This is a genomic window from Murimonas intestini, from assembly GCF_024622195.1.
Lineage (GTDB): Bacteria > Bacillota > Clostridia > Lachnospirales > Lachnospiraceae > Murimonas > Murimonas intestini.
On record NZ_JANKBI010000002.1, the window covers coordinates 338,607 to 352,334 of the forward strand.

At 47.4% G+C, this 13,728-nt stretch carries 8 protein-coding genes; all 8 read left to right on the forward strand.

Annotated features, from left to right (window positions below; translation table 11 throughout):
- Complete coding sequence (locus NSB28_RS05475; RefSeq protein WP_109625556.1) at window positions 1-1,140, forward strand: stage III sporulation protein AE; 1,140 nt, start codon at window positions 1-3, stop codon at window positions 1,138-1,140.
- Between the two features lie 18 nt (window positions 1,141-1,158).
- Window positions 1,159-1,716 carry a stage III sporulation protein AF gene (locus tag NSB28_RS05480; RefSeq protein WP_187374334.1) on the forward strand — a complete coding sequence of 186 codons (558 nt, stop codon included), beginning with the start codon at window positions 1,159-1,161 and terminating at the stop codon, window positions 1,714-1,716.
- 3 nt (window positions 1,717-1,719) lie between these two features.
- Window positions 1,720-2,316, forward strand: a complete 597-nt coding sequence (locus NSB28_RS05485; protein ID WP_109625558.1) for a stage III sporulation protein AG — start codon at window positions 1,720-1,722, stop codon at window positions 2,314-2,316.
- Between the two features lie 12 nt (window positions 2,317-2,328).
- Entirely contained in the window at window positions 2,329-3,213 is an 885-nt protein-coding gene (locus NSB28_RS05490; RefSeq protein WP_109625559.1) for a SpoIIIAH-like family protein, read from the forward strand.
- A gap of 186 nt (window positions 3,214-3,399) precedes the next feature.
- A complete protein-coding gene (locus NSB28_RS05495; RefSeq protein WP_109625560.1) occupies window positions 3,400-10,353 on the forward strand; it encodes an SdrD B-like domain-containing protein in 6,954 nt (2,317 codons plus the stop codon).
- A gap of 523 nt (window positions 10,354-10,876) precedes the next feature.
- Window positions 10,877-12,463 (forward strand): peptide chain release factor 3, encoded by a 1,587-nt coding sequence (locus tag NSB28_RS05500; protein ID WP_109625561.1) that lies wholly within the window; start codon window positions 10,877-10,879, stop codon window positions 12,461-12,463.
- A 177-nt stretch (window positions 12,464-12,640) separates the two neighbouring features.
- The gene (locus NSB28_RS05505) at window positions 12,641-13,027 is read left to right on the forward strand and encodes an Asp23/Gls24 family envelope stress response protein (RefSeq protein ID WP_109625562.1); all 387 of its coding nucleotides are present in this window, start codon (window positions 12,641-12,643) and stop codon (window positions 13,025-13,027) included.
- A gap of 276 nt (window positions 13,028-13,303) precedes the next feature.
- Window positions 13,304-13,699, forward strand: coding sequence for a transcription antitermination factor NusB (nusB, locus tag NSB28_RS05510; protein WP_109625563.1), 396 nt, complete (start codon window positions 13,304-13,306; stop codon window positions 13,697-13,699).
- The last annotated feature ends 29 nt before the right edge of the window (window positions 13,700-13,728 follow it).

Genomic DNA, 13,728 nt, shown 5'->3' on the forward strand with positions numbered 1-13,728 from the left:
GTGAAAAGGACAAGGATATTTATCCTGTTCCTGGTACTGTGGGTGTTCTTGCCCGCTGTTCCGGTTCACGCTGAAGATAACGAAGATATGCAGGGGTATTTTCTGGACGAGCTGGACTTGGGCGAAGTAGATAAAGCCCTTGGAGATTCCATGAATGGGACAGGCTTTTCCTTTTCAGAAGCCGTCATGTCACTTGTGAAGGGCGATACCCCCTTAAATATGGAGAGTATCGGTGATCTGCTCTGGAATACACTGTTTTCAGAACTGGAGCAGAACAGAGAAGTGGCAGTGCATGTGCTGATCCTGGTGATCGCAGCCGCTGTATTCACAAATTTTACTAATATATTCGAAAAAAGCCAGGTAGGTGATATAAGCTTTTATATGATCTATCTGCTGCTGTTCACACTGCTGATGCAGGCTTTTTACAGTATCAGCGTCCTGACAGCTCAGACATTGGCAAATGTAGTGAATTTTATGCAGGTCCTCATGCCTGTCTATTTCCTGGCTGTCTCCATAGCGTCAGGGTCCGTCACTGCAGGAGCCTTTTATGAATTTACCCTGCTGCTGATCACAGGTCTTCAAATGCTGATGAAATACTTTCTCATACCAGCAGTGAACCTGTATGTTCTTTTTATGCTGCTGAATCATCTGGCCAAGGAAGAATATCTCTCCAAAATGGCAGATTTGCTGAAGCTTTTTGTGGAGTGGAGCATAAAGACAATGATTGCTGTAGTTGTAGGGTTTCAGACAGTTCAGTGCCTGGTGATGCCGGCTGTAGATGCGCTGAAGACGGCCATTTTAAACAAAGCGGCCGGCAGCATACCAGGTGTGGGCAATGCCTTTAATGCAGTGACAGAAGTGGTGCTTGGTTCAGCGGTCCTGATCAAGAATGCTGTGGGGGCAGCAGGGCTGATCGTGCTTGCGGTTATCTGTATTGTGCCTCTTATGAAGCTTGGCATCTGCACGCTTTTATATAAGCTGATGGCTGCGGTAGTACAGCCGGTATCTGACAAGCGCATGGTAGAATGTATCGGGGCTGTGGGAGACGGGGCAGGGCTGCTGCTGAAGGTCCTTGGCACCACAGGCATCCTGTTCTTCCTGTCACTGGCTATGGTAACTGCTTCGGTAACAGCCGGATAACTGGATGGAGGTGAAAGGGTGGATGCCATATTTGGGTGGATCAGGAATATTGTTTGTTTCCTTTGTTTCATAAATCTTTTTGTGCAGCTCCTTCCTAATAACAGCTTTCAGAAATATGTAAAGTTTTTTGCAGGTATCCTTCTTGTGATCATTGTCCTGGGACCTTTGGCGGACGTAGCGGGATTGAAAGGGAAATTCGAGGCTGCATGGCGGAAGGAAAATCTGAAGGGAGATTACAATGAACTGGAGATAGATATGCACGGAATGGAAGAACTCAGGTCTAAGAAGATCATGGAAGTGTATGAGGGCGAATTAAAGAAACAGATTGAGTCTATCGTAAAATCCCACGGTCTTTTTTTAATTGACAGCGAGATCATCTTTAAAAGCGAGGACGGCTCTTATGTGCCTGAGAGTATAAGTGTGACGGCATCTTATGAAAAGTCAGGCATACGTATAGAGGTTGCCCCGTTTACAGAGAACGGGGGAGAGAGCGCAGAGGTAATAAATATAAAAAATGAAATTCAGGAAGTCTATAACATCCCGGGCAGTAATATAAATATTAGTATACAGGAGTAGGCCATGGAAAAGGAGAAGGATAAAAACGTAAATTTCAAAACCTGGCTTTCAAAAGTTAAAAATCTGAAAAAGAATCAGATTTTTATGGTTTTACTGGCAGGAATCCTGCTTGTCATCATTGCTCTTCCTACAAAGCAGGGGGAGGAGACAAGATCAAAAAACCAGACAGAACAGGCGCCTGTGGAAAAGGTTTCAAATGAGAAGACAGACACAGATGTCCTGGAAGAAAAACTGGTGTCAGCCCTTGGCAAGGTTAAAGGTGTAGGCAAGGTAGAGGTCATGCTGACAAGAAAATCTTCCGGGCAGAAGATTGTGGAAAAAGATAAGCCTGTATCAGATAAGACTACAGATGAACAGGATAATCAGGGGGGAAACAGAGTTACCAGGGAGTCCACTCAGGGAGAAGAGACTGTATATGCACAGGATGGCAGCGGCGCCCAGACTCCGTATGTGATAGAAGAACTGGAGCCGGAGATCCAGGGAGTGGTGGTTGTGGCAGAAGGTGGTGATAATCCAGTTGTAGTCCAGAATATTACTGAAGCAGTTATGGCATTATTTGGAGTAGAGGTGCATAAAATCAAAGTGATGAAAATGAGTTAGGAGGGGGAAAGTGTGAAACATATCTTTAAGAAGAATCAAATTATCATTACCGCACTGGCCGTCATGATAGCAGTGGCCGGCTATCTGAATTATTCAGGTACAAAGCTGGGAGGCCAGGCTCAGGAGACGGTGGCAAAGGATGAAAATGCAGCAAAGAAAGATGGGAATGCAAAAGATACGGCGCTTGTGGATATTGAGAGCCTTGATGCAGATATAGAAGATCTGGACACGGCCGAGGGTGAGACTTCAGCAAGCCAGGATAAGCAGAGCGCAGATGCTTCAGATGTAGTAAATCTGGAAGATGCAGCGGCAAAGGAAAATACAGAAGCTTCAGAAAAAGGCGGTCAGACGGCAGATGCAGGCCTGACAGATGACAGCTTCAGTCCGGATGCAGGTGATGTGGCAGACAATGGGGCAGGTACTGACAGCGCAGCAGCAGACAGTACAGATGTAGAGGCAAATGCAGCCGACACAGCGGGCCAGGATACAACAACACCTGGTGAAGCAGTCCTGACAAGTTCTGCAGCAGCATCTAATTTTGCAGCAGAAGCAAAGCTTTCAAGAGAACAGGTACGTGCCAAAAATAAAGAGACGTTTCTGGAAGTTATCAATAATGCGAACATAGAGCAGGAACAGAAGCAGAATGCTGTCAATGGCATGAATGACCTCACAGAGATCGCAGAGCGGGAAGCAGCAGCTGAACTCATGCTGGAAGCAAAGGGATTCACTAATTCCGTTGTCAGCATCACAGACGATGAGGCAGACGTAGTCATTGCCAAGGCAGAACTCTCAGAAGCAGAACGCGCCCAGATAGAAGATATCGTAAAGCGCAAAACAAACGTGGCAGGCGAGAACATCATAATAACACCTATGTCAGTAAAATCTGAAGAGCAGTAAATACCTATAGGGCCGGAGATTCTTCTTATTATAATAGAAGAAAATCTCCGGCTTTTCAAATGTCGTACCAAAGAAAATTTTTGCCATAAAAAGGCACTTTTTTATTTTATATGCAGCAGACATGTGATAGAATCAGTACACGATAAAAAATATGTTACCTGACGGAAGTGCTTAAGGAGGAAAAGGATGAAATACAAAAAAGGACTTGCAAAGAGACTTATGGCATTGTTTCTTGCATGTGTAATGATAATTTCTTTGGGGAATGGGTTTTCTATGCAGGCGGCTGCGCAGATGCCGCAGCTAGAAACATCGCAGCCGGAGCAGACGGACGCTATGGAGCAGACGGGCGCTGCGGTTACGGAGGCTCAGGCTGAAACGACAGCGCCTGAAACATCTTCGGAAAGCACCGGCGGAGCATCAAATGTGTTAGGAACAGAGTCTTCTGCTGAAACCCAGGCGTCTGCCGAAACGGAGACGGAGACAGAATCCGAAGAAACCGCATTTATGTCTTTGGATGACACGTCCTCCAGCTTTGTGATCGAAGGTTCGGTGAATACGGTTCAAAATCTTTCTGCCAGCGTTCTGTCCGGAGAAAGTTTTGATTATATTATCGGATATACCGTCCCTCCGATCCAGGACGGAGACAGCTATAGTGCCGCTGCCATTCAGATCGAGTTGCCGGAGCACTTGTCCGTGGTTCCGGACGCCGATAATTTTAATCAATTAAGTGTGAATGGTCAGGATGTAAAGTCCTCTTATATGCTTGAACGTACACTGGTCATTAAGCTGGATCAGTCATTGATGACCGGTGAACCAAAAACGGTGACAATTAAATTTCAGACCGATAACTTTAAATGGAAGAATGGTTCTGAGATTACACTTAACCCGGTACTGACCGGAAATAAATCAGGAGGCGCCTCTGTAACCGGTAAGCTTGCCGAAAATGCAAAGCCAGTCGTTACGGTCACTACGGATGATGGATGGATGATCGATAAGACTGTTGGCAGTGTTTCTTCAGATGATGCGTATTATTATGCGCCGTACACAGTTAAGGTGATTAATACCAAATCCGGTACAGCTGCAGATGAGGATCGTTTAGGCCGTTTGGATGTTGCAGGTATGCAGGTGATCGATATGCTGCCTTTGGCCTATGCAGGAAGTATCAACGCTGACGGGCAGCATATTGGCTATGCCGTCAATGGCGCTCAGGCTGAGATCATCGATGTGAAGATGGGGGAAACGGCTCTGACGAACGGTACCGACTATACGGTATCCGGAGACAATGGTCAGATTGTTTTCAAAAGGACTGCTGTAAGTGCTGCTGACGGCAAATATACAAAGGCCGGCACACCGATTTCTGCAACGTACACTTATACTGTAAAGTACCCAAAGGCAGCATACATAACCCCGTCCAATGAAAGTAAGGCGGAGGAATACTGGCTTCAGAATACAGCGATTTTAAAATATACCCTTCTCGGACAAAATGAGGCGACAGATAAGGATACCGCGGAAATCGTTCTGGGCGAAAAGGAGAAGTCTGATGGCACTGTGGAATCTATTGCAGCTGGCCAGGAGCCGGTTTTTGATAAGGCAAATCTCTATGATGATGAGAAAGGCAATGTATCCATCATCAAGCAGGTAAAATGGCAGGGGATGGATACGCCCGCAAAGGATGTGGAGTTTGCGCTTTATGCTGTATCAGGGCGCGGCCAGGCACATGATGAAAACAGTACCGCAGCGGCCACGCTGAAAACAGACGGACAGGGCAACGCTAAGAGCAAGCCGCTGGACGCCGGATGGTATGAGCTTGTGGAAACCAAAGTTCCAGAAGGATATGCAAAGGCTCCGAGCTACTGGGTAGAAATTAAAAACAATGAAGAAAGCACTACGCTCTATAATGAGAATGGCGATGCACTGGGCAACACGATCGTCAACGAGGCCGATAAGGGTAAGTTCATTCTTTATAAGTATGATGGTGATGAGAGTACAAATCAGAGCAGTCTTACCCAGCTGGATCAGGCTCAGTTTACGATCGAACGGAAAGTATCCGACGCGCCCGAAAAGTGGGAATATACGGTTAATAATGACAGAAATCAGTCTATAATAACCGTCCTTGATGATACGAATCAGCCTGGTAATTACCATTACGAGTCCGGGTACCTGGAACCGGGAACATACCGGATTACAGAAATTACGACGCCTGAGTATTCCTATGATAATGGGGGAACGCAGCAGACCATCACATTTGCTCTGAATGGCAGCGCGCAGGAGTTTGAGATTACTAAGGGAGAGACATTGAACGTTAATGCCTACAACAGCCCGCAGGGCTCCATCACACTGACCAAATATGGCCAGTACGATCCGGATCATGTGGATGCCCTTAAAACACTGTCAGGCGCCACCTTTAAGCTTTATAAAGATGGAGCCTGTACCCGGGAAATTGAGAACAGTCTGAGGACTGCCGATGGCAATGGCGTCTGCAGGTGGGAGAATCTGGACCCTGGAACATACTATATTAAAGAGACGGCGGATGGGAAGACGGCGGTAAATAATGCAGGCTTTGAGATATCAACAGAAGTTCAGAGCGCAGTTATTGAGTCGGGGGCCCTGGCAGTCAGAATTGCATCCGCGGATGCCAGTATTAGCGATCCGGAGAAAGCAAAAATTTACAAGGATGTTACCTTTGTCAACCAGTCCAACGCCGGAAAAATCCGTATCGTGAAAACCAATGCGGACGGAGCTCAAAAGCTGTCCGGCGCCGAATTTAAGATCTTCGCGCAGGAAGGAACGGGTTGGAGTGCTGTACCGTTACAGACATTAACCATTACCGATGCCACGAATGGTGTTGTATCTGATTTCCTTAAAGCGGAAATAACCGGAACAAAGTATAAGATTGTGGAAACCCACGCCCCCGAAGGTTATACGCTGGATGGGGAGATGGTCGAGCTGGAGCAGATCGTGACGGTTTACCCATACCATGAACCATCACTGGAAAGTGGTGCGGACAGCCATAATTATGTCACATTCAAAAATGAAAAGGATGACAGCATGACAGGCCTTAGCGGCAAAATCCATAAACAGATCCGGGAAGCCGGTGATGGCGACAACGAGACGACATTTTCCGATGACCCTGTCACTGCGGATGTGAGTCTGCTCAGCAGTGCCTACACCCTGGAATTTAAGGTGGACGGCTATGCTGACGGCGAGAATGAAAAGCCGGTGAAGGAGCTTACAGTCACCGATAACCGCATCGGGCTGGAATACATTGAAAGCGTAAATTCCGGCTCGGAGGTATACAAGGACTTAACGGTTACCGACAGAGATTATACGATAAATTATCTGACTGTGAATTCATCAGAGAATAAGGAGAACACGGCTGAAAAGCCAGGCGCTGAAGTTTACATTCAGAGCAGTATGGCTGAAAAGGCAGCAGGAACATGGACGCACTTAAAGACATTGTCTGATGTTTCCTCGGAGCAGACCATAAGCTTTGACGGCCGGAAGGTTGTGGGCGTGAAGGTCGTTTATACAAACACGCTGGAGAAGTTCAGCAGTGACGGCCTCATTATCAATATAACCTTTGCAAACCGGGGAGAGTGGTCCACTGAAACTGATCATGAAGTCCGGCGGATCAACAATACGGCGGATATCACCTGGAAAGACACGTATCTGGATGCCGCCGGCCAGGTAAAGACAAGAGAGCAAAATAAAAATTCCAATACAGTTTTGGGCAACGTTCCGTCCTTCACGATGAAAATACCGGAGATTGCGATCAAAACGGAAATAACGGATAGCAAGGCGACCTTCTGTTCCGGTGATGAAATCAATTTCCAAGTCCTGGCGACAAATATGTCGCTGCCCGGTGAGGACCGGATTTTAAGACAGCCGGTGCTTTCCTTAAAGCTCCCGGCACAGACGGCGCTGGATGAATCAAAGGACCAGTCCAGCCAGGGCTTCCTTGTACGTAAGGTTGCTGCCGGTAGTTCGGTGATCATACCTCAGTCCTTATATACAGTTACCGCCATAGAGGTTCCGGCGGCACTGAAGGATCAGGGCGGTGATTCATATGGTGAGGATGCCAATTATACAACAACACAATATGCCTTCGCCTTTGCCGACAACGATATGACTACACTGGAAGAAGGCGAGAGCATCCAGATTGAGTTCAGGGGCTATATCTCCTATGAGAGTAAGAGTGGTTTCGATTTAGTCATTCCTGCATATTTAAGCAGCAGTGCCAAAATACCGAAATCCAGTGAAAACCCCAAAGGCTTAAGCTTTGTACCGTATAATCAGACATTGTACGAAAATCCGGTAACCGATGAGCTGGTTGGTGATGACCTGAGCTATATCAATGATACCGCCAGCCGGGCTGTGACAGATGCGACGGATGTGAAGCTGCTCAAATCCATCGGCGTTAAGGGGGATGACGGGCAGATACGTTGGCTCAGCCGCGGGGCTGTGGCCACCGTACATCCGGCCGGAGAAATTTATTACAAGCTGACCCTTTATAATTATTCAGATGCATATATTGAAACTGCAAAATTTGTGGATGTGTTCCCGGGGCCGGATGATACGTATATCACCAGCATGTCCCAGGGCAGAGGTACAGATATCCCATTTGGTCCGGGTTATGAAAATATGACTCTGCTGAATGCTTCCGCCGGAGGAAATATTACCTGGTACTCCACAGACTACGACTTTAGTACACGCAGCGGCAGTGAGACAACAGGAATCCTTCAGCCGCTGTATTATATGCAGTCGGACTGGAGTAATTGGAGCGGTGGAATTATGAGCAATGCCACAGCTCTTGGCGCTGAGGTGGACTTTACCAATGGCGGCGCCGCAGAAGGGCTTGAACCTTCCGGAAGCTATGAAATTATCATCAGCATGAGAGCACCGGGATATACGGCCGATAAGATCAGCGAGTATTATGGTAGATTCATGGACAATTCTGCGGCCGTTAGCGTTGTAAAGGCAGGCGCTGCATCCAGCGGGAACGCCACGATTCCTGAGAATGACCGTATGGAGCCTAATAAGGTTCGGGCCGCTATGGATCTGCCCACCGGAAGTATCGGTGATTACGTATGGTTTGACAGCAATGCCAATGGCATGCAGGACAGCGGTGAAGCTCCGGTGGAGGGCATGACCGTGGAGCTGTGGCAGACCCGCTATCATACATTTAACAGTTCTGTACGCAGGGAAACAAAAATGCTGCAATCCACAGTAACGGATCAGGACGGCAAATACCTTTTCAGCGGGCTGCCCTGCCAGTACCTGACCGACGGTTCCACCGAAGGCTCGCAGAATCCGTCCGACTATGTGGGCGGTGAGTATTACACTTATCAGGTGAAGTTTATCCGCGGTGAACGTTATGACGGCTACACCTTTACAGAGCAGGAAGCCGGAGGTGACCGCGCCGCGGACTCTGATCCGGATGTCAACGGCGAGACAAAGGATATACAGCTCAAGGTCATTTCCAATGCGGACGGCAGCCTGTCCGGCGAGTCCAATATGACCATTGATGCAGGTATCTTTACTTCCTATGCATTAGGCGACTATGTATGGCTGGATAGCAACTGCAACGGCGTACAGGATGACGGCGAGACCGGCGTTCCGGATGTTCCGGTATTCCTCTACAAGGTCGATGGACCGGACGGTGAGGTGGCAAAGGATCAGGACGCTATTAGAACAGTTACTGATAAGGACGGACGCTACTGGTTCGATAACCTTATGGAGGGCTATTATGTGGCAGAGTTCGATATCAGCAGCCTGAAGAAGCTGACGGATGACGGATATACCTATCGTTATGATTTTACACAGGTTCAGGATACATCCCGCGGCGAGATGGCCGCGGATTCCGATGCCCGCCATGCAGTGGATAAGGATGGACGTATCCGCCGGACCAATGTCATCACGCTGACAGAAGAGGCTCTGAGGAGTGCTGGCCTTGAGGAACATACGGACGCGCGCTGGGATGCAGGACTTGTGACCTGCAGTGCTATCGGCGGTTATGTATTCGATGACCAGGATTATGATGATCTGCAAAGTATTTATATACCGCTGGAGGGAACGCTGGTTGAACTTTTCGAGGTCAATCCGGACGGAAGCCTTTCAGATCAGCCGGCGGCCGCTCAGGTGGTCGGTGCAGATGGGAAATATTTCTTTGGTCATCTGGTCTTTGGCACGGAATTTAAAGATTACAGCGTTAAATTTACTTATCCGGAGGGGTATATTGGAGTGGATGCCAATGCCGACGGCGATGGCGGAACCTCAGACCCGGCGAAGGATTCACGTTTTGATTCCGACGTGAATGATTTTGCCACAGATGCATCGGGCAATGAGGACCGTACAAACGGCTATATCCACAGGATACGTTTGGGTCAGGATATGATTACTGCGACATGGGATGCCGGCGCCAGAAAATACAGTGCCATCGGCGGCTATGTATGGAACGATGAAAATAAGAATGGCCAGCGGGATGATGATGAAAAGCCGGTTTCCGGTGTGACCGTTATATTGCAGAGCCGCAGGGACAGCAGTTCACCATGGGAATATGAATCTGATACAGTGACCGATGAGAACGGCCGGTATGCGTTCCAGAACCTGGAGAGCAGCGGCAGGATCACAAAGGAGTACAGAGTCGTATTTGAAGCAGGTCAGGAATTTACCGGTGGCTATGCGACGGCTTACATCAAGCCGGGGTATGGCGAGGAGGATATGGCCTGGAATGCCGGTATTTACAAGTCGCCAGACATAACCGACCCAGAAACGCCGGAAACACCAGAAATACCAGAGACACCAGAGACACCGGAAACACCAGAAACGCCGGAAACACCGGAGACACCAGAAACACCGGAAACACCGGAAACATCAGAAACACCGGAAACACCGGAGACACCAGAAACACCGGAAACACTAGAAACACCGAAAACGCCGGAAACGCCGGAAACGCCAAAAACACCGGTAACGCCGGAAACACCAGAAACGCCAAAAGCACCAGATGAAGAAAAGAGCAATGTGCGTACCGGAGATACAACACCTGTGAACATTCTTCTTGGGATAGCTCTTGTCAGTCTGGGTGTGATCGTCGTTATTGTCTGGCGTAAAAAGAAAAAGAATGACGGTGGCAGGAAATAATTGATAAGCAAAAAGTATCGTAACTGGTAACTGTTCAGCCTTCCACTGCATCGCGAAGCGTAGTTACATATAATCGCCTTCGGCGATGGGATTTTTGCACCCTTGAATCATTTTCTTACGGTCTGTGCAGTAAATGCACAGACCTGCTGAATAGTTACAAAGTATCATCTAATTGGAGCTGCCGCACTAAGTGATTAATGCGCAGCTCCTTTTTGTTGCTGTTCACTTCGTGACCAGTAACACGCTCCGCGATGCACAGAAACGGCAAAAACCGCTGTTTCGCGCTGCAACTCTCGGGATTTTCGTGCAAATACGCACGAAAACACCTCGCGGGATGGTGACGTGTGAACAGTAACTCCTTTTTGACTGCAAATAATAACTGCAGCAATAAACCATTGACAACACCCAGATAACCTTGCTAGAATAGTTTAGGTTTACGTAGAGTGGATATTTCTGGCTTTTTGTGAATAATCAGCCAGGAAATACAAAAAATATATTCAGAACAGACAATGGAGGAATAAAAGTGACTGATATCACAAAAGAAATAGAGAAACGCCGGACGTTTGCTATCATTTCACACCCGGATGCCGGTAAGACGACACTGACGGAAAAATTCCTGCTTTATGGCGGGGCGATCAATCTGGCGGGCAGTGTAAAAGGAAAGGCTACTGCCAGGCATGCGGTGTCGGACTGGATGGAGATTGAGAAGGAGAGAGGTATTTCTGTCACTTCTTCCGTGCTTCAGTTTAATTATGACGGGTTCTGCATCAATATCCTGGATACCCCGGGGCATCAGGACTTTTCAGAGGATACTTACCGTACACTCATGGCTGCGGATTCCGCAGTGATGGTTATCGACGCGTCCAAGGGCGTCGAGGCGCAGACGAGAAAGCTTTTTAAGGTATGTGTCATGCGCCATATCCCCATATTTACATTTATCAATAAGCTGGACCGGGATGCCAATGATACCTTTGAGCTGCTGGATGAGATAGAAAAGGAACTTGGGATCGCCACATGTCCAATTAACTGGCCTATCGGGTCAGGAAAGAATTTTAAAGGGGTTTATGACAGAAACACCAGAAAGGTGACAATCTATACAGATACAGAGAAAGGCACAAAGGAAGGGACTGCGACAGAAATTGACGTGGATTCACCGGAGCTGGAAGCCTTTATCGGCATGGAGAACAAAGAACAGCTCATGGAGGAGATAGAGCTTCTGGATGGAGCCAGTGCAGAGTTTGACCAGGATATGGTCAATATCGGAGAGCTGTCACCGGTCTTCTTTGGATCAGCGCTGACAAACTTTGGAGTGGAGATCTTTCTGAGAAACTTCCTGGATATGACGAGTTCACCCCTTCCGAGAAAATCAGATGCAGGTGAAGTGGATCCCATGACTAATGATTTCTCAGCTTTTGTGTTCAAGATACAGGCTAATATGAATAAGGCACACAGGGACAGGATCGCGTTTATGCGTATCTGTTCAGGTGAATTTGATGCGGGCATGGAGGTATTTCATGTACAGGGCAATAAGAAACTGCGCCTTTCCCAGCCCCAGCAGATGATGGCACAGGAACGCCATATCGTTGACCATGCGTATGCAGGGGATATTATAGGTGTGTTTGACCCGGGTATCTTTTCTATTGGTGATACGATCTGCGCTCCGGGACAGAAATTCCAGTATGAGGGGATTCCCACCTTTGCGCCTGAGCATTTCGCAAGAGTGCGCCAGGTGGATACTATGAAGAGGAAACAGTTTGTCAAGGGCATCAGCCAGATAGCCCAGGAAGGCGCCATCCAGATATTCCAGGAATTTAATACTGGAATGGAAGAGATCATTGTGGGCGTTGTGGGCGTCCTGCAGTTTGAAGTTCTTAAGTACAGGCTGCAGAATGAATATAATGTAGAGATCATCCTGGAAAACCTGCCCTATGAGCATATCAGATGGATCGAAAATAAGGAAATTGACCTGGATATGCTGACAGGCACCTCCGATATGAAGAAGATCAAAGACCTGAAGGGAAATCCTCTGCTTCTCTGGGTGAATTCATGGAGCATAGGAATGACGCTGGACCGCAACAAAGGGCTTGTCCTGTCGGAATTTGGACGGTAGGCCTGGGGAGTGAATAGAAAGAATTTTTGCAGAGACTGTGAAGGTTCTGAACAGTTACCAATATTTTATTTGCAAATAGTTAATTATTTGTTATAATAAAGGCAGCGTAACTGATAAGATACTGAACAGTTATAAGACAGCATAGTTGTAGTAGAGATAAAGATGGAGGTTATGACCATGGGCAAAGAAGAGAATCAGGGCAATTATACCGTACAGGCGGATGAAAGCTTTGGACAGGTTCAGATAGCAGATGAAGTGGTTGCCATTATAGCAGGGCTGGCCGCGACGGAAATTGAAGGGGTTGCCAGCATGGCAGGCAACATCACAAATGAACTGGTATCAAAGCTGGGTATGAAGAAGCTTTCCAAGGGCGTTAAGGTAGTGGTGACAGAAGGTGTCGTCAACGTAGATGTGGCTATTAATATCAGCTATGGGTACAGTGTTCCGAAGACCAGCAAGAAGGTCCAGGAAAAAGTAAAGGCTTCAATCGAGAACATGACTGGACTTTCAGTGGCAGATGTGAATGTACGCATTGCATCTGTGGATATGGACAGCCGCAAATAATGTTACTGTTCGCTCCGTGACCAGTAACACGTTCCGCGATGCACAGAAACGGCAAAAACCGCCGTTTCGCGCTGCAGCCCTCGGGATTTTCGTGCAAATATGCACGAAAACACCTCGCGGGATGGTGACGTGTGAACAGTAACCAAATAATTCTTTTCGTAAAGAAAAATATGTAGTATAATAAGGGATGTCTTTATAAGACATCCTTTTTTAGTCTCACAGGAGGCAGCTGCCGTTTTACTAAATTGATGATAGATAAAATCCCGGAGGATGATGATGAGTAGAAGAGAACTGCGCGAGCATATATTTAAATTATTATTTTTTATAGAATTCCATGAAGAGGACGAGATGCCGGAGCAGCTTGCCCTGTATTTTGAACAGATGACCCATCTGGATGAGAAGGACCACATGTACATTGAAGAAAAATATAACCATGTGTGTGAACGTATGGAGGATATAGACAAGGCTCTTGACGGAGTGTCACAGGGCTGGAAGGTGAGCAGGATGGGAAAAGTAGACCTGGCTATCTTAAGGCTGGGGGCTTATGAATTAAAATTTGACGACGAGATACCAACAGGCGTGGCGATCAACGAGGCTGTAGAGCTTGCAAAAATTTACGGCGGAGATGATTCTCCTGCATTTATTAACGGGATTCTGGCAAAGCTTGTATAAAGAGCAGCTATTTCCGGATGAAAGGGCAG